General features: G+C 71.9%; 20 protein-coding genes. 13 read left to right on the top strand and 7 right to left on the bottom strand.

The window, feature by feature from the left end; translation table 11 throughout:
• The first annotated feature begins 66 nt into the window (after window positions 1–66).
• From GTY56_RS29055 to GTY56_RS29070, 4 genes are all read left to right on the top strand, one after another.
• Window positions 67–1,605 carry an ATP-dependent DNA ligase gene (locus GTY56_RS29055; RefSeq protein ID WP_161368278.1) on the top strand — a complete coding sequence of 513 codons (1,539 nt, stop codon included), beginning with the start codon at window positions 67–69 and terminating at the stop codon, window positions 1,603–1,605.
• A complete protein-coding gene (locus GTY56_RS29060) occupies window positions 1,602–2,060 on the top strand; it encodes an NUDIX domain-containing protein (RefSeq protein ID WP_161368279.1) in 459 nt (152 codons plus the stop codon). The genes GTY56_RS29055 and GTY56_RS29060 overlap by 4 nt, the downstream gene beginning before the upstream one ends.
• A gap of 76 nt (window positions 2,061–2,136) precedes the next feature.
• Window positions 2,137–3,522 (top strand): NADP-dependent succinic semialdehyde dehydrogenase, encoded by a 1,386-nt coding sequence (locus GTY56_RS29065; protein ID WP_161368280.1) that lies wholly within the window; start codon window positions 2,137–2,139, stop codon window positions 3,520–3,522.
• Window positions 3,523–3,547: 25 nt separating this feature from the next.
• Window positions 3,548–3,784 (top strand): DUF6213 family protein, encoded by a 237-nt coding sequence (locus GTY56_RS29070; protein WP_033307522.1) that lies wholly within the window; start codon window positions 3,548–3,550, stop codon window positions 3,782–3,784.
• Between the two features lie 24 nt (window positions 3,785–3,808).
• Here GTY56_RS29070 and GTY56_RS29075 read toward each other — a convergent pair whose 3' ends face one another.
• Together GTY56_RS29075 and GTY56_RS29080 are read right to left on the bottom strand one after the other, a co-directional pair.
• Window positions 3,809–4,465, bottom strand: coding sequence for a TenA family protein (locus GTY56_RS29075; RefSeq protein WP_161368281.1), 657 nt, complete (start codon window positions 4,463–4,465; stop codon window positions 3,809–3,811).
• Window positions 4,466–4,635: 170 nt separating this feature from the next.
• Complete coding sequence (locus GTY56_RS29080; protein ID WP_161368282.1) at window positions 4,636–5,862, bottom strand: acyl-CoA dehydrogenase family protein; 1,227 nt, start codon at window positions 5,860–5,862, stop codon at window positions 4,636–4,638.
• Between the two features lie 172 nt (window positions 5,863–6,034).
• On the opposite strand from GTY56_RS29080, the gene GTY56_RS29085 reads away from it, so the two are divergent.
• Window positions 6,035–6,679 (top strand): TetR/AcrR family transcriptional regulator, encoded by a 645-nt coding sequence (locus tag GTY56_RS29085; protein WP_033307228.1) that lies wholly within the window; start codon window positions 6,035–6,037, stop codon window positions 6,677–6,679.
• 97 nt (window positions 6,680–6,776) lie between these two features.
• Here the strand turns inward: GTY56_RS29085 and def are convergent, their stop codons facing one another.
• On the bottom strand, window positions 6,777–7,316 hold the full coding sequence (def, locus tag GTY56_RS29090) for a peptide deformylase (protein WP_161368283.1): 540 nt from the start codon (window positions 7,314–7,316) through the stop codon (window positions 6,777–6,779).
• Between the two features lie 158 nt (window positions 7,317–7,474).
• On the opposite strand from def, the gene GTY56_RS29095 reads away from it, so the two are divergent.
• The 5 genes from GTY56_RS29095 to GTY56_RS29115 all read left to right on the top strand — a co-directional run bounded on the left by GTY56_RS29095 (window position 7,475) and on the right by GTY56_RS29115 (window position 12,092).
• Window positions 7,475–8,713 (top strand): MurT ligase domain-containing protein, encoded by a 1,239-nt coding sequence (locus GTY56_RS29095; protein ID WP_033307230.1) that lies wholly within the window; start codon window positions 7,475–7,477, stop codon window positions 8,711–8,713.
• Between the two features lie 23 nt (window positions 8,714–8,736).
• The gene (locus tag GTY56_RS29100) at window positions 8,737–9,465 is read left to right on the top strand and encodes a glutamine amidotransferase (RefSeq protein ID WP_161368284.1); all 729 of its coding nucleotides are present in this window, start codon (window positions 8,737–8,739) and stop codon (window positions 9,463–9,465) included.
• 202 nt (window positions 9,466–9,667) lie between these two features.
• A complete protein-coding gene (locus GTY56_RS29105) occupies window positions 9,668–10,693 on the top strand; it encodes a 6-phosphofructokinase (RefSeq protein ID WP_161368285.1) in 1,026 nt (341 codons plus the stop codon).
• 189 nt (window positions 10,694–10,882) lie between these two features.
• Window positions 10,883–11,833, top strand: a complete 951-nt coding sequence (locus GTY56_RS29110; protein ID WP_107457338.1) for a cytochrome c oxidase assembly protein — start codon at window positions 10,883–10,885, stop codon at window positions 11,831–11,833.
• Window positions 11,834–11,912: 79 nt separating this feature from the next.
• On the top strand, window positions 11,913–12,092 hold the full coding sequence (locus GTY56_RS29115; RefSeq protein WP_161368286.1) for a hypothetical protein: 180 nt from the start codon (window positions 11,913–11,915) through the stop codon (window positions 12,090–12,092).
• A 3-nt stretch (window positions 12,093–12,095) separates the two neighbouring features.
• On the opposite strand, the gene GTY56_RS29120 is transcribed toward GTY56_RS29115, so the two are convergent.
• Genes GTY56_RS29120 through GTY56_RS29135 form a run of 4 tightly spaced genes read right to left on the bottom strand, consistent with a single transcriptional unit; the run spans window position 12,096 to window position 16,146 of the window.
• Window positions 12,096–13,310, bottom strand: a complete 1,215-nt coding sequence (locus tag GTY56_RS29120) for a sensor histidine kinase (protein WP_161368287.1) — start codon at window positions 13,308–13,310, stop codon at window positions 12,096–12,098.
• Window positions 13,307–15,022 carry a sodium/solute symporter gene (locus GTY56_RS29125; protein WP_161368288.1) on the bottom strand — a complete coding sequence of 572 codons (1,716 nt, stop codon included), beginning with the start codon at window positions 15,020–15,022 and terminating at the stop codon, window positions 13,307–13,309. Before GTY56_RS29125 ends, GTY56_RS29120 begins: the two co-directional genes overlap by 4 nt.
• A gap of 9 nt (window positions 15,023–15,031) precedes the next feature.
• Window positions 15,032–15,394 (bottom strand): hypothetical protein, encoded by a 363-nt coding sequence (locus GTY56_RS29130; protein WP_161368319.1) that lies wholly within the window; start codon window positions 15,392–15,394, stop codon window positions 15,032–15,034.
• A gap of 2 nt (window positions 15,395–15,396) precedes the next feature.
• On the bottom strand, window positions 15,397–16,146 hold the full coding sequence (locus GTY56_RS29135) for a LytR/AlgR family response regulator transcription factor (protein ID WP_161368289.1): 750 nt from the start codon (window positions 16,144–16,146) through the stop codon (window positions 15,397–15,399).
• A 122-nt stretch (window positions 16,147–16,268) separates the two neighbouring features.
• On the opposite strand from GTY56_RS29135, the gene GTY56_RS29140 reads away from it, so the two are divergent.
• The 3 genes from GTY56_RS29140 to rocD all read left to right on the top strand — a co-directional run bounded on the left by GTY56_RS29140 (window position 16,269) and on the right by rocD (window position 18,991).
• Window positions 16,269–16,784 carry an Lrp/AsnC family transcriptional regulator gene (locus GTY56_RS29140; RefSeq protein WP_161368290.1) on the top strand — a complete coding sequence of 172 codons (516 nt, stop codon included), beginning with the start codon at window positions 16,269–16,271 and terminating at the stop codon, window positions 16,782–16,784.
• 126 nt (window positions 16,785–16,910) lie between these two features.
• Window positions 16,911–17,741 (top strand): dimethylargininase, encoded by an 831-nt coding sequence (ddaH, locus tag GTY56_RS29145; RefSeq protein ID WP_161368291.1) that lies wholly within the window; start codon window positions 16,911–16,913, stop codon window positions 17,739–17,741.
• On the top strand, window positions 17,738–18,991 hold the full coding sequence (gene rocD / locus GTY56_RS29150; protein WP_161368292.1) for an ornithine--oxo-acid transaminase: 1,254 nt from the start codon (window positions 17,738–17,740) through the stop codon (window positions 18,989–18,991). Before ddaH ends, rocD begins: the two co-directional genes overlap by 4 nt.
• Window positions 18,992–19,204 lie beyond the last annotated feature (213 nt).

A 19,204-nucleotide genomic window follows, 5' to 3' on the forward strand; every position in this document is an offset into this window, starting at 1 on the left:
CACGCCGCAGCATCCGGACCCGGTCGCCCAGGTGTAGAGGCCCCCTCCGAGGTGCACCATGGCTGCATGCTGCTGCACCGGCTGGCCCGAGTCTCCCAGGAGGTCGCCGCCACCTCGGCGCGGTCCCGCAAGACGGCCCTGCTCGCGGAGCTGTTCCGGGACGCCGAGGCGGAGGACGTGCCCATCGTCATCCCGTACCTCGCGGGACGGCTGCCGCAGGGCCGGATCGGGGTCGGCTGGAAGGTGCTGAGCCGGTCGGTCGAACCGGCCGCCGAGCCGAGTCTGACCGTGCGGGACGTGGACGCCCGGCTCGCGGAGCTCGCCACGGTGTCCGGCCCCGGCTCCCAGGCGGAACGGACCCGGCTGGTCGCGGAGTTGATGGGCGCGGCCACCGAGACCGAGCAGCGCTTTCTGCTGGGCCTGCTCACCGGCGAGGTCCGGCAGGGCGCCCTGGACGCGGTGGCGGTCGAGGGACTGGCCCAGGCGACCGGGGCGCCCGCCGCGGACGTACGGCGGGCCGTGATGCTCGCCGGTTCCCTCCAGACGGTGGCCGAGGCGCTGCTCGCGGACGGCCCCGGCTCCCTCGACCGCTTCCGTCTCACCGTGGGCCGCCCGGTGCTGCCGATGCTGGCGCACAGCGCCTCCTCGGTGGCCGAGGCGGTCGACAAACTGGGCGGCTGCGCGGTGGAGGAGAAGCTGGACGGCATCCGCGTCCAGGTGCACCGCGACGGCGACACCGTGCGGCTCTACACCCGCACCCTCGACGACATCACCGACCGGCTGCCCGAAGTGACGGCCGCCGCACTCCGGTTGCGGGGCGAGCGGTTCATCCTGGACGGCGAGGTGATCTCCTTCGACGAGGGCGGGCGCCCCCGCTCGTTCCAGGAGACCGCCGGCCGGGTCGGCTCCCGCACGGACGTGGCGACGGCCGCCCGCGCGGTGCCGGTCTCCCCCGTCTTCTTCGACGCGCTGTCCGTCGACGGCCACGACCTGCTCGACCTGCCCTTCACCGAGCGGCACGCCGAGCTGGCCCGCCTGGTGCCCGAGCCGATGCGGGTGCGGCGCACGCTGGTGTCCGGGCCGGACGACACGCCCGCGGCGGAGGAGTTCCTCGCCGAGACCCTGAAGCGCGGCCACGAGGGCGTCGTCGCCAAGGCACTCGACGCCGCTTACAGCGCGGGGCGGCGCGGCGCCTCCTGGCTGAAGGTCAAGCCCGTCCACACCCTCGACCTGGTCGTGCTGGCCGCCGAGTGGGGCCACGGCCGCCGCACCGGCAAGCTCTCCAACCTCCACCTGGGCGCCCGCACCGCCGACGGCGGCCTCGCCATGCTCGGCAAGACCTTCAAGGGCATGACCGACGCGATGCTGACCTGGCAGACCGAACGGCTCCAGCAGCTCGCGGTCGACACCACCGACTACGTGGTGACCGTCCGCCCGGAACTCGTCGTCGAGATCGCCTACGACGGACTGCAGCGCTCCACCCGCTACCCGGCCGGCGTGACGCTCCGCTTCGCCCGGGTGGTCCGCTACCGGGAGGACAAGCGCCCGGAGGACGCCGACACGGTGGAGACGCTGCTGGCCGCCCATCCGGAAGTGAAGCCGTGAAGCGCAGTGCGGGTCTGCTGCTCTTCCACGCCACGGACGACGGCCTCGAAGTGCTGCTCGGCCACATGGGCGGCCCCTTCTTCGCCCGGCGCGACGCCGGGGCGTGGACCGTGATCAAGGGCGAGTACGAGCCGGACGAGCCCGCCTGGGAAGCCGCCCGGCGCGAGTTCCGGGAGGAACTGGGGCTGCCCCCGCCCGACGGCGAGGCCATCGACCTCGGCGAGGTCCGGCAGACAGGCGGCAAGGTCGTGACGGCCTGGGCGGTCCGGGCGGATCTCGACCCGGCGGCGGTCGTCCCCGGCACGTTCCGGATGGAGTGGCCGCCGCGCTCCGGACGGCTCCAGGAGTTCCCCGAGCTGGACCGGGTGGCGTGGTTCGGGCTCGACCGGGCCCGCGCGGTGATCGTCAAGGCCCAGGCGGCGTTTCTCGACCGGCTGGCGGAGCACTCGCCCTGAGGAGACGCTCCCGCGTTGCGGTCCCCTCCGCCGCGCGGGAAGGTCGAGACACAGCCCGCTCCGAGGGAGGTCAGCCATGCCCATCGCAACGGTGAACCCGGCCAACGGCGAGACGCTCAAGACGTACGAGGCCATGGGCGAGCAGGAGATCGAGCGCCGGCTCCAGCTCGCGGAGGCCACGTTCCGCACGTACCGGACGACGACCTTCGCCGAGCGCGCCCGGCTGCTGCACCGGGCCGCCGACCTCCTCGAAGAGGACCAGCAGGACGTCGCCCGCGTGATGACCACCGAGATGGGCAAGCCGATCCAGCAGGCCCGGGCCGAGGCGGCGAAGTGCGCCAAGGCGATGCGCTGGTACGCCGACCACGCCGAGGAGCTGCTCGCCGACGAGGAGCCGGCCGACTCCGACGTGAAGGACTCCGGAGCCTCTCGTGTCCGGGTGCGCTACCGCCCGCTCGGGCCGGTGCTCGCGGTGATGCCCTGGAACTTCCCGCTGTGGCAGGTGGTCCGTTTCGCCGCCCCGGCGCTCATGGCGGGCAACGTGGGCCTGCTGAAGCACGCCTCGAACGTCCCGCAGACCGCCCTCTACCTGGAGGATCTCTTCCACCGTGCGGGCTTCACGGAGGGCACCTTCCAGACCCTGCTGATCGGCTCCGCCTCCGTGGACGAGATCCTGCGCGACGAGCGGGTCAAGGCCGCCACCCTCACGGGCAGCGAGCCCGCGGGGCGCGCGGTCGCCTCCACGGCCGGGGAGATGATCAAGAAGACGGTGCTGGAGCTGGGCGGCAGCGACCCGTTCGTCGTGATGCCCTCCGCCGACATCGACCGGGCCGCGAAGGTCGCGGTGACCGCACGGGTGCAGAACACCGGGCAGTCCTGCATCGCCGCGAAGCGGTTCATCGTGCACACGGACGTCTACGACGCCTTCGCCGAGCGGTTCGCCGACGGCATGAAGGCGCTGAAGGTCGGCGACCCCCTGGCCGACGACACCGAGGTCGGGCCGCTCTCCAGCGAGCAGGGGCGGCGTGATCTGGAGGAACTGGTGGACGACGCGGTGCGCAGCGGGGCGCAGGTGCTGTGCGGTGGCGAACGGCCGGACGGGCCGGGCTGGTACTACGCGCCGACGATCCTCGCCGGGATCACCCGCGAGATGCGGATCCACCGGGAGGAGGCGTTCGGGCCGGTCGCCACGCTGTACCGGGCGGCCGACCTGGACGAGGCCGTGCTGATCGCGAACGATTCGCCGTTCGGGCTGAGTTCGAACGTGTGGACGCGGGACGAGGAGGAGGTCGACCGGTTCGTACGGGATCTGGAGGCGGGCGGCGTGTTCTTCAACGGCATGACGGCGTCCCACCCGGCGTTCCCGTTCGGCGGCGTGAAGCGGTCCGGGTACGGGCGTGAGCTGTCCGGGCACGGAATCCGGGAGTTCTGCAACATCACCACTGTTTGGCATGGTGCGTGAGTGTTGCGGGGCTACGATCCCGTCTGTGAACCGCGAAGTGACTCTGCCTCTGATCGTCGACGACCGCGGTACCTTGCAGGTGGCTGCGGCGGATGTCAGCAAGCTGTTGCGGACCGTGGGGGGTCGGTGGGTGCGGCTGGTGGAGGGCGGGGAGTCGGGGCTGGACGAGGACACCGTCGCCGAGTTGGCCATCGAGCTGGCGAAACTGGCCGATCGGATCGACGTGGCCTGCATCGCGCACAGCAGCGGCACCGCGACCTGAGCCGTGCGGCACAGCCCCGCGCCCCTAGGGAGTCGCGCTCAGCGCGTCCCAGAACATCGCCTCGTACGTCTGCAGCAGCCGGCCGTAGGTGTGTGCCCGCTCCTCGTCGAGGCGCCCGGCGTCCAGAGCCGCCTCCACCGCTGCCGCCGAAAGCCGGTCCAGGTCGGGTGACGGCTCGGCGAAGAAGTCGAAGAAGGCGCAGGCCTCGTCGGTGAAACCGTAGTGCTCGCGCAGCGCGGTGGCGATGGTCGCGCAATAGCCGCCCCACGCCGAGAAGTTGGCCGTCAGCGCCAGGACCACGTCCGCCGGTGCGGCGTTCAGCGCCAGCCAGGCCACGTACGCGGGGTACGCCTGGCAGCCGGGCAGCGGCTCGTACGACGCCTCCTGCGCACTGCATGCCCGTGCGAAGGCGAGCAGTCGCTCGCCCGCCAGCGCCTCGCCCTGCGCGAGGGTCGAGAAGAAGGCCGCGGCCGCCGGATCGGCCGCCGCGGAGCGGACGGCCAGGTGCTCGAACGCCCGGCGGTCCGCGGGGATCACCCAGGTCTGTTCCAGGGCGAGCGCGGCGAGGGCGGTGCGGGGTGCCGTGCCGGCGGCGATCCGGGGGACCAAGGGATTGGTGTCCGGGTCCGGGGCGAGGGCCGCCGTGGTCGTCCGCAACAGGTCCCGGGCCGAGTGCGTCATCGCTTCCTCCGTCGTCGAGGGGTCGGGACGAGCCTGGCACGGCGCCACCCGCTGTGAGCAGTCCGGCGCGAAGCCGGTGTGCCCGCGGCTGGTGTGCGGGCAGCCCGTTCGGACGGCCCGCACGCGTCCACCGACCCGCCGGACACTCCGACGACGGCCTTCGGGCAGCGCTAGCGGATGGGCACACCGGCGAGGGTCCGGGCGATCACCAGGCGCTGGATCTCGCTCGTGCCCTCGAAGATGGTGTAGATGGCCGCGTCCCGGTGCATGCGCTCGACCGGGTACTCCCGGGTGTAGCCGTTGCCGCCGAGGATCTGGATCGCCTGGGCGGTGACCTTCTTGGCCGTCTCGCTCGCGAACAGCTTGGACATCGAGCCCTCGGCCGCGGTGAACGGCTTGCCGTTGACCGCCATCCAGGAGGCTCGCCAGACGAGGAGCCGGGCCGCGTCGATGGACGTGCGCATGTCGGCGAGCTGGAACGCCACGCCCTGGTTGTCGATGATCGGCCGCCCGAACTGCTCCCGGGTGGTGGCGTAGTCGAGGGCGACCTCGTAGGCGGCCCGGGCGGTTCCGACGGCCATGGCGCCGACGGCCGGGCGCGAGGCCTCGAACGTGGCCATCGCCGCGTTCTTCACGCGCTCCCCGCCCTGCCGGGCCTTCTCCCGGGCGCGGGCGAGCCGCTCGTCGAGCTTCTCCTTGCCGCCGAGCAGGCAGGAGCCGGGCACCCGTACGTTGTCCAGGACGACCTCGGCGGTGTGCGAGGCGCGGATGCCGTGCTTCTTGAACTTCTGGCCCTGGGACAGCCCCTCGGTGCCCGGCGGGATGATGAAGGAGGCGTGGCCCTTGGAGCCGAGCTCGGGGTCGACGACCGCGACCACGACATGGACGTTGGCGATACCGCCGTTGGTCGCCCAGGTCTTGGTGCCGTTGAGCACCCACTCGTCCTTGGCCTCGTCGTACACGGCCCGGGTGCGCATGGAGGCCACGTCGGAGCCGGCGTCGGGCTCGGAGGAGCAGAACGCGGCGACCTTGACGTCGTTGGCGTCGCCGTACATCTGGGGGATCCAGGTGCCGATCTGCTCCTCGGTGCCGTTGGCGAGGACGCCGACGGCGGCGAGGCCGGTGCCGACGATGGACAGGGCTATGCCCGCGTCGCCCCAGAACAGCTCCTCCATCGCCATGGGGATGCCGAGGCCGGTGGGGTCGAAGTACTGCTGGGCGTAGAAGTCCAGGGAGTAGATGCCGACCTTGGCGGCCTCCTGGATGACCGGCCAGGGAGTCTCCTCACGCTCGTCCCATTCGGCGGCCGCGGGGCGGATCACCTCGGCCGCGAAGCCGTGGAGCCAGTCCCGGACCTCCTTCTGTTCGTCGTTGAGCTCCATGGTGAACTCGGCCATGTCGTCCCCTCCAGCGGCACACGTGCATGTTACTTGCGGTAACAGCAGTCTGTTACCGGTGGGTAGTCGAAGTCAACTCCTACCGACCGGTCGGCACCCGTCCGGTGTCCTGAGCATGCTTCAGTGTTAGTTTGCGCAGGCGTCATGGAAACAGCACGGGTGGGGAGAGACCATGGACACCACGCAGCGGACCGATCAGCAACGGTCCGCCGATCGCCGTCGGCGTGAGCTGCTGGAAGCCGCCGACCGAGTGGTGCTGCGCGACGGCCCGCAGGCCTCGATGAACGCGATCGCCGCCGAAGCCGGCATCACCAAGCCCATTCTCTACCGTCACTTCGGCGACAAGGGCGGACTTTACGCGGCCCTTGCCATGCGGCACACGGACGCGCTGCTGGACTCGCTGCGGGCGGCGCTCGACGCGCCGGCGGACCGGCGGGAGCGGGTCGAGGCGACGCTGGACACCTACCTCGCGGCGATCGAGGCGCGGCCCCAGGTGTACCGGTTCCTGATGCATCCCGCCGAAGGGAGTCAGCCGGGCGATTCGGGCTTCGACGTCGGCAAGCACAGCGCGCCGTTGCTGCGGCGGATGGGCGAGGAGCTGGCGCAGGTCATCGAGGAGCGGCTTGATCTCGGGCCGGGCGGGCAGCAGCTGGCGCGGGTGTGGGGGCACGGGATCGTCGGCATGATGCATGCGGCCGGGGACTGGTGGCTGGGGGAACGACCGTGTTCTCGTGCGGAGTTGGTGCGGAGTCTTGCCGATCTGCTGTGGGGTCGGCTTGCGGCGGCCGGGGACCGGGTGGGTGGTCCCGGGTTCTGACCGTCGTGTGGCGTGTGCGGGGCCGGTGGGGGCCGGTCGCACCCACGCGGCGGAGCCGCATATCGGATACAGCCCCGCGCCCCCGGGGCAACGGCCCTCAGGCGTTCCAAGAAGCCCGGGCCACTTGTCGCATCAGTCTGCGGTGGCGCCAGCCCTTGAGGCGGTCCGCATAGATCCGGCCCTCCAGGTGGTCGCACTCGTGTTGCAGGCAGCGGGCGAAGAAGCCCGTGCCATGGACGGTGACCGGGTCGCCGGTCACCGTCAGGCCCTCGACCACCGCGTGGTCGTGGCGTTCCGTGCCCGCTTCCAGGCCCGGCAGGGACAGACAGCCCTCCGGGCCCCGGATCACCACGCCGTCCGCCTCGGTCAGGCGGGGGTTGATCACATGGCCCACATGGCGGACGTCCTCGTCGTCGGGGCAGTCGTAGACGAAGACCCGCAAGGGCACGCCGATCTGGTTGGCGGCGAGACCGACGCCCTGGGCGGCGTACATCGTCGCGAACAAGTCCTCGACCAGCCGGGCCAGTTCGGGGCCGAAATCGGTGACCTCCGCGCAGGGCGAGTGCAGGGTGGGGTCGCCGTGCAGGGTGAGGGGTCTCACGCGGCCGTGGGTGCCGGGGATGGGGCTCTGTCGCATGGCGGCAAGAGTAAGGTCCTGTCGGTCCGCGCCTCCCACACGAGTTCGCCACAGTGCCGCGGTTCGGGAGTGCGAATGGATCTCGATAGGCTGAGGTCCACACCACGTGGCCGTCAGGCTTCAAGGCGCGGCGCGTACGCAAGGAGGATCGAGAACTGATGGCAGGCAACTCGGACCCGCTCTCGCCGCGGGCCAAGCTGGCCGTGACCGCGGGCAAGGCGGTCGCGGCGGCATCGCGCGCCGCAGGGCGCGGCAGCGGTTCGGTGATCGGCGGCCGGGTCGCGCTGAAACTCGACCCCGACCTCCTCGCCCGGCTCGCCCAGAACCTGGACGTGATCCTGGTCTCCGCGACGAACGGCAAGACCACCACCACCCGGCTCATCGCCGAGGCCCTGCGCGCGGCGGGACCGGTCGTCTCCAACGCGCTCGGCGCCAACATGCCGGCCGGCATCACCTCGGCCCTCGCCGGCAGCTCCGACGCCCGCTACGGCGTCATCGAGGTCGACGAGAAGTACCTCGCCGGCGTCGCCCGGGACACCGCCCCGAAGTGCATCGCCCTGCTCAACCTCTCGCGCGACCAGCTCGACCGGGCCGCCGAGACCCGCATGCTCGCCGAGAACTGGCGGGAGGGGCTCGCGGGGTCCAAGGCCGTGGTCGTGGCCAACTGCGACGACCCGCTGGTGGTGTGGGCGGCGTCGTCCTCCCCCAACGTGATCTGGGTCGCCGCGGGGCAGATGTGGAAGGACGACGCCTGGTCCTGCCCGTCGTGCGGCGGCGTGATGCAGCGCCCGGGCGACGACTGGTTCTGCGGCGAGTGCGGCTTCCGCCGTCCGACGCCGAGCTGGGCGCTCTCCGGCGACCACGTGCTCGATCCGCACGGCTCGGCCTGGCCGATCCACCTCCAGCTGCCCGGCCGCGCCAACAAGGCCAACGCCGCCTCCTCGGCCGCCGTGGCCGCCGTGTTCGGGGTGCCGCCGCAGGTCGCGCTGGAGCGCATGTACCAGGTGCAGGCAGTGGCGGGGCGCTATGACGTCGTCCAGTTCCAGGGCCGTGACCTGCGGCTGCTGCTGGCGAAGAACCCGGCCGGCTGGCTGGAGACGTTCTCCCTGATCGACCCGCCGCCCACCCCGGTCATCCTGTCGGTGAACGCGCGCTCCGCCGACGGCACCGACACCTCCTGGCTGTGGGACGTCGACTACTCACGCCTGACCGGTCACCCGATCTGCGTCGTCGGCGACCGGCGGCTGGACCTGGCGGTGCGTCTGGAGGTCGCCGACCAGCACTTCCAGGTCTACGAGAACCTCGACCAGGCGGTGGCGGCGTGCCCGCCGGGCCGGATCGAGGTCATCGCCAACTACACGGCGTTCCAGGACCTGCGCCGCCGCGTCGGCAACTGAGCACGAGACGTCAGGGGACTTTTGTGAGCGACAACCAACTGCGCATCGTCTGGATCTATCCCGACCTGCTCAGCACCTACGGCGACCAGGGCAACGTCCTCGTCGTCGAGCGCCGGGCCCAGCAGCGGGGCCTGGACGTGGCCCGGCTGGACGTGCGCAGCGACCAGCCGATCCCGACCTCCGGCGACATCTACCTCATCGGCGGCGGCGAGGACCGGCCGCAGCGGCTCGCCGCCGAGCGGCTGCGCCGGGACGGCGGCCTGACCCGGGCCGTGGAGAACGGCGCCATCGTGTTCTCGGTGTGCGCCGGTTACCAGATCCTCGGCCACGAGTTCATCAACGACCTCGGCCAGCGCGAGCCCGGCCTCGGGCTGCTGGACGTGGTGTCGGTGCGCGGCGAGGGCGCGCGGTGCGTCGGTGACGTCCTGGGCGACGTCGACCAGCGGCTCGGCCTGCCCCCGCTGACCGGCTTCGAGAACCACCAGGGCGTGACCCATCTGGGCCCCACGGCCCGCCCCCTCGCCCGGGTGCGGTTCGGCAACGGCAACGGGACGGGCGACGGCACGGAGGGCGCGTACAACGACACCGTCTTCGGCACGTACATGCACGGCCCGGTGCTCGCGCGCAACCCGCTGATCGCCGACCTGCTGCTGAAGCTGGCCCTGGACGTCAACGCGCTGCCGCCGACCGACGACCGCTGGTACGAGGCGCTGCGCAACGAGCGGATCGCCGCTGCTCAGCAGCCCGCGTAGGCACAGCGTCGCAGCGTGCCCGAGGTACGCGTCAACCTGCTGGTCAACAGCCCGTATGGCGGCCCATCCGCACAGGTGAGCGGGGTCGTCCAGCAGGCGGACGCGTGCTTCGGTCCGGCCCCTCGATGCCGCTAGGGTGGCGGGGATTCCAGCCGGACAACGTGGTCCGGTCCCCGGCCCACGTTGAGAAGGTATTCGGGCTATGCGCATTGGTGTCCTCACGTCCGGCGGCGACTGCCCCGGCCTGAACGCCGTCATCCGGTCCGTCGTGCACCGCGCCGTCGTCGACCACGGCGACGAGGTCATCGGCTTCCGGGACGGCTGGAAGGGCCTCCTGGAGTGCGACTACCTCAAGCTCGACCTCGACGCGGTGGGCGGCATCCTCGCCCGCGGCGGCACGATTCTCGGCTCCTCCCGGGTCCAGCCCTCGCATCTGCGGGACGGTGTGGAGCGGGCCAGGGGCCACGTCGCGGAGCTCGGGCTCGACGCGATCATCCCCATCGGCGGCGAAGGCACCCTCAAGGCCGCCCGGCTGATGTCGGACAGCGGTCTGCCCGTCGTGGGCGTGCCGAAGACCATCGACAACGACATCGCCGTCACGGACGTCACCTTCGGCTTCGACACGGCCGTGGGGGTGGCGACCGAGGCCCTGGACCGGCTGAAGACCACCGCCGAATCCCACCAGCGGGTCCTGGTGGTCGAGGTCATGGGCCGCCACACCGGCTGGATCGCCCTGCACTCGGGCATGGCGGCCGGCGCGCACGCCATCGTCGTCCCCGAGCGGCCCTTCGACATAGAGGAGCTGACCCGCCGGGTGGGCGAGCGGTTCGAGGCGGGCAAGCGCTTCGCGATCGTCGTCGCGGCGGAGGGGGCCAAGCCCCGGGCCGGGACGATGGAGTTCGACGAGGGCGGCAAGGACATCTACGGGCACGAGCGGTTCGCCGGGATCGCCCGGCAGCTGTCCGTGGAGCTGGAGGGACGGCTCGGGAAGGAAGCCCGGCCGGTGATCCTCGGGCACGTGCAGCGGGGCGGTACGCCGACCGCGTACGACCGGGTGCTGGCGACGCGGTTCGGGTGGCATGCGGTGGAGGCGGTGCACCGGGGCGAGTTCGGGCACATGACCGCGCTGCGGGGGACCGACATCGTGATGGTGCCGCTCGCGGAGGCCGTGGAGACGCTGAAGACCGTGCCGGATGAGCGGTACGCCGAGGCGGAGACTGTCCTCTGAGGTTTCTGTAGTCGGCCGAGTGCGGGTGGTTCGTGGCTTGCCGCGCCCACGCGGCGGAGCCGCAGATTGGACGCAGGCCCGCGCCCCTGAGGCGTCGTACCGCCCCCGGTCGTAACGGTGACCGGGGGCGGTTCTACTCTTGTGGGCGGACAGATTGCTGCACACCCCCACGAAACAGGAGCCGGCGGAATGGATCACAGCGGGCACGGCATGACCATGGATCTGCCGCCGTTCACGCTGGGACGAGGTCTTGAATGGTCGGCTGACCCGTTCTTCCTCGTCGCCTGCCTGGCCGGGCTGGCCCTGTACGGGTGGGGTGTCGTACGGCTCGTCCGCCGCGGGGACAAGTGGCCCGTGGGGCGGACGGTCGCCTTCGTCCTGGGTGTGCTGAGCATCATGCTCATGATGTGCACGCAGCTGAACGACTACGGCATGGTCATGTTCAGCGTGCACATGGTGCAGCACATGGTCATCAGCATGGTGTCGCCCATCCTCATCCTGCTCGGGGCACCGATCACGCTGGCGCTGCGGGCGCTGCCGACCGCGGGACGGGGGCGCAAGGGGCCGCGTGAGCTGCTGCTGATGTTCCTGCACAGCCGGTACATGCGGATCATCACGCACCCGGCGTTCACGATCCCGCTGTTCATCGCGAGCCTGTACGGGCTGTACTTCACGCCTCTCTTCGACACCCTGATGGGCTCCAAGCCGGGGCACATCGCCATGATGGTGCACTTCCTCGCCGTCGGTCTGGTGTTCTTCTGGCCGATCATGGGCGTGGACCCGGGCCCGCACCGCCCCGGCTATCTGATGCGCATGCTGGAGCTGTTCGCCGGCATGCCGTTCCACGCGTTCTTCGGGATCGCGCTGATGATGGCGTCCGAGCCGATGGTCGGGACGTTCAAGAACCCGCCCGCCTCGCTCGGCATCGAGGCGCTCTCGGACCAGAACGCGGCGGGCGGCATCGCCTGGGCGTTCAGCGAGATCCCCTCCGTGCTGGTGCTGGTGGCCCTGCTGTTCCAGTGGTACGCCTCGGATCAGCGGCAGGCCAGGCGCACGGACCGGGCCGCGGACCGCGACGGGGACAAGGAACTCGAGGCGTACAACGCCTATCTGGCCTCGCTGAACGCGCAGGGGCGCTGAAGACTTCTCCGGTACGGGCCGTGCGCGCCGGGCGTCCGCCGGGCACCATGGAGGGACCGAACCCGAGGAGGGTGTTGCGATGCCCGGTTCCACGAACGGTTCCAACTCGACCAAGACCATGGGAGCGCTCACGTTGGGCGGGCTGGTCGCGGTGACGGCCTACACGGTGGCGCTCGGGAGCAACGGCTGGCTGTGGTTCGGCTGGGTCGTCCTGGGTCTGATCACGCTGGGGCTGGTGGTGACCACGCGCAGCACCTGACGGTCATTCCCGGGGCAGCCGTCCCGCGGGGTGCACCCCCGGCTGGTACTTCGGGAGCCGGACGGTGATCTTCATGCCCGCGCCCACGGCGGTCTCGATGACGAGGCCGTAGTCGTCGCCGTAGACCTGGCGGAGCCGGTCGTCGACGTTGGAGAGGCCGATGCCGCCCGAGGGGCTGACCTCGCGGGCGAGGATGCGGCGCAGCAGACCGGGGTCCATGCCGGCCCCGTCGTCCTCGATGACGACGAGGGCCTCGGCGCCCGCGTCCTGGGCGGTGATCTGGATGTGGCATTTGCCCGGGGACACGGCCTTGCCTTCCAGGCCGTGCTTGACGGCGTTCTCGACGAGCGGCTGAAGGCACAGGAAGGGCAGGGTCACCGGCAGCACCTCCGGGGCTATCTGGAGGGTGACGGAGAGGCGGTCGCCGAAACGTGCCCGCACCAGGGCCAGGTAGTGGTCGATGGCGTGGAGTTCCTCGGCGAGGGTGGTGAAGTCGCCGTGCCGCCGGAACGAGTAGCGGGTGAAGTCGGCGAACTCGAGGAGCAGCTCGCGGGCGCGCTCGGGATCGGTGCGGACGAACGAGGCGATCACCGCGAGCGAGTTGAAGATGAAGTGCGGGGAGATCTGCGCACGCAGCGCCTTGATCTCGGCCTCGATGAGGCGGGTGCGGGACTGGTCGAGATCGGCCAGTTCCAGCTGGACCGACACCCAGCGGGCGACCTCGCCGGCGGCCCGGACGAGCACCGCCGACTCGCGCGGCGCGCAGGCGACGAGGGCGCCGTGCACCCGGTCGTCGACGGTGAGCGGGGCGACGACCGCCCAGCGCACCGAGCAGTCGAGGCTGTCGCAGGTGAGCCGGAAGGCTTCGCCGCGGCCGGTCTCCAGGGGACCCGCGAGGCGTTCCATGATCTCGCTGCGGTGGTGGGCGCCGTCGCCGTCCCAGGCCAGGACCTGCCTCTGGTCGGTGAGGCAGAGGGCGTCCGTGCCGAGCAGGGAGCGCAGTTTGCGGGCGGACTTGCGGGCGGTCTCCTCCGTCAGGCCGGCCCGCAGCGGGGGCGCGGCCAGGGAGGCGGTGTGCAGGGTCTCGAAGGTGGCGTGTTCGACGGGGGTGCCGAGGCCGGCGAGGCTCTTGGCGCGTGCGGTGCGGCGGCCGATCCAGACCCCCAGGGCGAGTACCGGGAGCACGGCGACGCACAGTCCTGCCAGGAAGCCGCTCATGCCGGCACCTCCGTGCGCAGTTCCTCGGGCAGGTGGAAGCGGGCCAGGACCGCGGCGGTGCCGGGCGGGACCCGGCCTGGTGTGGCCAGGGAGACAAGGATCATGGTGAGGAAGCCCAGCGGCACCGACCACAGCGCGGGCCAGGCGAGCAGGGCGTGCAGGGGGGCGCCCTCGCCCGGGTAGCCCGCCATGGTCGCGGCGACGGCGAGCAGTGCGGAACCGCCGCCGACGAGCATCCCGGCCGCGGCGCCGGGCGGGGTCAGCCGCCGCCACCAGATGCCGAGGACGAGCAGCGGGCAGAACGAGGACGCCGAGACGGCGAAGGCGAGCCCGACGGCGTCGGCGACCGGCAGCCCGCCGACCAGGACGCTCGCCGCGAGGGGCACGGCCATGGCGAGGACCGTGCCGAGCCGGAAGTGCCGTACGCCCCGGGAGGGCAGGACGTCCTGGGTGAGGACGCCCGCGACCGCCATGGTCAGCCCGGATGCCGTCGACAGGAACGCGGCGAAGGCGCCCCCGGCGACGAGCGCGCCCAGCAGGTCGCCGCCCACTCCCCCGATCATGCGGTCGGGCAGCAGGAGGACGGCGGCGTCCGGGTCTCCGGTGAGGGTGAGTTCGGGGGCGTAGAGGCGGCCGAGGGCGCCGTAGAGGGGTGGCAGGAGGTAGAAGGCACCGATCAGGCCGAGGACCACGACGGTGGTGCGGCGGGCGGCGACGCCGTGCGGGCTGGTGTAGAAGCGGACCACGACGTGGGGCAGTCCCATGGTGCCGAGGAACGTGGCGAGGATCAGCCCGTACGTGGCGTAGAGCGGGCGTTCCTCGCGGCTCTCGGCCTGGGACGGGGACAGGTCTCCGCCGCCGCCGCGCTCGGCCCGGGGGACGGGGGCGCCCGCGGCGAAGGTGAGGCGGGTGCCGCTGTCGACGCGGTGGGTGCCGGCGGGGAGTTCCAGGCGGGCGGCGGTGTGCGTCCGGCCGTCGACGGTGCCGGTGACCGTGACGGTCAGGGGCCGGTCGAGGGTGAGGTCGATGGTGTCCTCGACCCGGACGACGCGCTGCTCGCGGAAGGTGGCCGGTTCGTCGAAGGCGTGCCGGGGTGCTCCGTCGTTCTGCCAGGTGAGGACCAGGAAGAGGGCGGGGACGAGCAGCGCGGTGAGCTTCAGCCAGTACTGGAAGGCCTGGACGAAGGTGATGCTGCGCATGCCGCCGGCGGCGACGGTGGCGGTGACGACGACGGCTACGATCACCCCGCCGAGCCAGTCGGGCGCACCGGTCAGCACGGTCAGGGTCAGTCCGGCGCCCTGGAGCTGGGGCAGCAGGTACAGCCAGCCGACCCCGACGACGAACGCGCCGGCGAGGCGCCGCACGGCCTGGGAGGCGAGGCGGGCCTCGGCGAAGTCGGGGAGCGTGTAGGCGCCGGAGCGGCGCAGCGGGGCGGCGACGAAGAGCAGCAGGACCAGGTAGCCGGCGGTGTAGCCGACCGGGTACCAGAGCATGTCGGGGCCCTGGACCAGGACGAGGCCCGCTATGCCCAGGAAGGAGGCGGCGGAGAGGTACTCACCGCTGATGGCGGCGGCGTTGAGGCGGGGTCCGACGGTGCGGGAGGCGACGTAGAAGTCCGAGGTGGTGCGGGAGATGCGCAGGCCGAAGGCGCCCACCAGGACCGTGGCGACGACGACCAGGGCGACGGCGGGGACGGCGTAGCCGGAGTTCATGGGCGGGCTTCAGCGGTCTTCGACGAGGCGTACGAAGTCGCGTTCGTTGCGCTCGGCGCGGCGGACGTACCAGCGGGCGAGGAGGACCAGGGGGGCATAGAGACCGAAGCCGAGGACGGCCCATTCCAGGCGGCGGGCGTCGGGCATCGCGGCGAAGAGCAGCGGGAGCGGACCGACGAGCAGTCCGAGGACGGCGAACACCGTGAGGGCGGCGCGCAGCTGGGTGCGCATCAGGGAGCGGACGTACGTGTGGCCGAGGGTGGTCTGTTCGTCGATCTCGGTGCGCGGGCGGTAGTAGCCGGAGGAGGCCCTGCTGCTCTGCCGGGGCGGGCCGGTGACGACGACGCGGCGTTCGGTGTGGTCCTGGGGCACCGTCACGGCCTCCTCATGAGCAGGTCGCGCAGTTCGCGCGTGTGGCGCCGGCTGACCTGGAGCTCCTCGGAGCCGATGAGGACGCTGACGGTGCCCGCGTCGAGGCGGAGTTCGCCGATGTGGCGCAGGGCGACGAGGTGGCGGCGGTGGATGCGGACGAAGCCTCGGGTGCGCCAGCGCTCCTCCAGGGTGGACAGCGGGATGCGCACCAGGTGGCTGCCCTTGTCGGTGTGCAGGCGTGCGTAGTCGCCCTGGGCCTCGACGTGGGTGATGTCATCGACGGCGACGAAGCGGGTCACGCCGCCGAGTTCGACGGGTATGTGGTCCGGGTCGGGCTCGTGCACGGGGATGCGCGGGGCGGCGTCGCGCAGCTCGGCGGCCCGGCGGACGGCCTCGGCGAGGCGCTCCTTGCGGACCGGCTTGAGGACGTAGTCGACGGCCTTGAGGTCGAAGGCCTGCACGGCGAAGTCCTCGTGGGCGGTGACGAACACGACGAGCGGCGGCCGGGCGAAGCCGGTGAGCAGCCGGGCGAGGTCGAGGCCGTCGAGGCCGGGCATCTGGATGTCGAGGAAGACGACGTCGATGGCCTCGGGCCCGCCCGGGCCGGACTCCAGGGCGCGGTTGATCCGGCGCAGCGCCTCGGTCGCGTCGCCGGCGCCCTCCGCGCTGCCGATGCGGGGGTCGGCGTGCAGGAGGTAGAGCAGCTCCTCCAGGGAGGGGCGTTCGTCGTCGACAGCCAGGGCGCGCAGCATGAACCCGGAGTGTAGGGGTGATCCGTACGTCTGGACATGTGCCGGGGGTGGACGTCTGCGCTGGATGCGGTGCCCGCGCCGGGCCGGGAGCGGGCCGGGGTGCCGGTGGATACAGTGCCCGCATGAACAGCAGGTCCACGCCGTTCGACGAACTCGACCGGAAGATCATCACCGCGTTGATGGCGAACGCGAGGACGTCGTTCGCCGAGATCGGCACGGCGATCGGGCTGTCGGCGACGGCCGTCAAGCGGCGGGTCGACCGGCTGCGTGAGACGGGTGTGATCACCGGGTTCTCGGCGACGGTGAAGCCGTCGGCGCTGGGCTGGCGCACGGAGGCCTACGTCGAGGTGTACTGCGAGGGCGCCGCCCCGCCGCGGCGGCTGGCCGAGGTCGTGCGCGACTACCCGGAGATCGCCGCGGCGATGACCGTGACCGGCGGCGCGGACGCGTTGCTGCACGTCCGGGCGCGGGACGTGGAGCACTTCGAGGAAGTGCTGGAGCGGATCCGGCAGGAGCCGTTCATCCGGAAGACGATCAGCGTGATGGTGCTGTCGCACCTGCTGCCGGAGAGCCCGGAGGCGGGGGCGAGCCATCCGGCCCCCGAGGGCGCTCCGGGCGGCGCAGCAGACGTGCGCTGAGCGGCCGGAAGACGCAGCGTTCCTGCGTGAACGCGCAATCTTTGTTTCTTGTCGCGCATGTCCGCCAGTTCCTACCGTTGTGTCAACCACCTGTCACACACCGTGAGGAAGCGGAGGGACCCCTCTGTGCCCGACTCCCGTGTGCCGCGCCGGCGGCGCTACCTCGTCTGCGAACCCAGACACTTCGCCGTGCAGTACGCGATCAACCCGTGGATGCATCCCGGCGAACCCGTCGACGTGCTCCGCGCTCTGGACCAGTGGCAGGCGCTGGTCGACACCTACCGTGCCCACGGCCATACCGTGGACAGTGTGAAACCCGTTCCCGGCCTTCCCGACATGGTTTTCGCCGCGAACGCGGCGGTCGTCGTCGACGGCCGCGTCTTCGGCTCGCTCTTCCACGCGCCCGAGCGCCGTCCCGAGTCCGTGCCGTACGAGGCGTGGTTCAAGGCGGAGGGCTACGAGGTGTACCACCCCGAGTCGGTGTGCGAGGGCGAGGGCGACCTGGTCCCCGCCGGCCGCTGGATCCTGGCCGGGACGGGCTTCCGTACGACCCGGGAGGCCCACAGCGAGGTACAGGAGCACTTCGGGACGCCGGTGATCAGCCTGACGCTGGTGGATCCGTACTTCTACCACCTGGACACGGCGCTGTTCGTCCTCGACGACGGGCACGACGGCAACATCGCCTACTACCCCGGGGCGTTCTCGCCGGGCAGCCGTGAGGTACTGGCCCGGCTGTACCCGGACGCGGTGCTCGCCACCCGCGAGGACGCGATGGCGTTCGGGCTCAATTCCGTCTCCGACGGGCGCCACGTGTTCATCTCACCGGGGGCGACGGACCTCGCCGGGCAGCTGGCCGGCCGCGGCTACGTCCCCGTCCCCGTCGACCTGTCCGAGTTCCAGAAGGCCGGTGGCGGCATCAAGTGCTGCACCCAGGAGATCCGGGAGATCCGCTCATGACCGCACCCGTCCGCACCGAGGACTCGCAGGGGGCCCGCGGCTCGCGGGAGACCCGTGGCTCGCAGGAGCTGATCCGCGCGGAGGAGCCGGTCCTCGCGCACAACTACCACCCGCTGCCGGTGGTCGTCGCGCGTGCCGAGGGCACCTGGGTGGAGGACGTGGAGGGGCGGCGCTACCTCGACATGCTCGCCGGCTACTCGGCCCTCAACTTCGGCCACCGGCACCCGGCGCTGATCGAGGCGGCGCACCGCCAGCTGGACCGGCTGACGCTCACCTCGCGCGCCTTCCACAACGACCGGCTCGCCGGGTTCGCGGAGCGGCTGGCGGCGCTGACCGGCATGGACATGGTGCTGCCCATGAACACCGGCGCGGAGGCGGTGGAGAGCGGCGTGAAGGTGGCCCGCAAGTGGGCCTACGACGTCAAGGGCGTCCCGGACGGCCGGGCGACCATCGTGGTCGCGGCGGACAACTTCCACGGCCGTACGACGACGATCGTCAGCTTCTCCACGGACGAGACGGCCCGGGCGGGCTTCGGGCCCTTCACCCCGGGTTTCCGGGTGGTGCCCTACAACGACCTGGCCGCGCTGGAGGAGGCGGTCGACGAGACGACGGCCGCGGTCCTGATCGAGCCGATCCAGGGCGAGGCGGGGGTGATCATCTCCGACGACGGCTACCTGGCCGGTGTGCGCGAGCTGACGCGCCGCAAGGGGTGTCTGTTCATCGCGGACGAGATCCAGTCCGGGCTCGGCCGCACGGGCCGCACGCTGGCGGTCGAGCACGAGCCGGTGGTGCCGGACGTGCTGCTGCTGGGCAAGGCGCTGGGCGGCGGCATCGTGCCGGTGTCGGCGGTGGTCGGGCGCCGGGAGGTGCTCGGGGTGCTGCACCCGGGTGAGCACGGCTCGACGTTCGGCGGCAACCCGCTGGCGGCCGCTGTCGGTACGGCGGTGGTGGAGCTGCTGGAGACGGGCGAGTTCCAGCGCCGGGCGGCGGAGCTGGGCGTGATCCTGCGCGATGGTCTGACGGGGCTGGTGGGCAAGGGCGTCGTCGGCTTCCGCTCGCGCGGCCTGTGGGCGGGCGTCGACGTCGACCCCGCGCTCGGCACCGGCCGCGAGATCAGCGAACGCCTGATGCGCGAGGGAGTCCTGGCGAAGGACACCCACGGCTCCACGATCCGCCTGGCACCTCCCCTCACCATCACGGGCGAGGAGCTGACAGGGGCTCTCGCGGCGCTGGAGAAGGCGCTGGGCTGAGGCGCCTTGCGGTCACCTGGCGGGGAGCGACGTCGTCCGCGACACGGAGGGGCCGCTCCCCGCCCGCCCTGCCGGGCGCGGGGCCGATGCCCCCGGTGGTGCGGCGGCTGACAGGGGGCGGCGCGGATGCGGCGTCGGATCCGCGTCGATCTCCCCGACCGGCCCTGCACAAGCCGCCCGCTCTCGCCGGAAGGGTGAAGATTGGGGCAAGAG

The sequence above is a fragment of the Streptomyces sp. SID5643 genome, from assembly GCF_009872555.1.
Taxonomy (GTDB): Bacteria; Actinomycetota; Actinomycetes; order Streptomycetales; family Streptomycetaceae; genus Streptomyces; species Streptomyces iakyrus.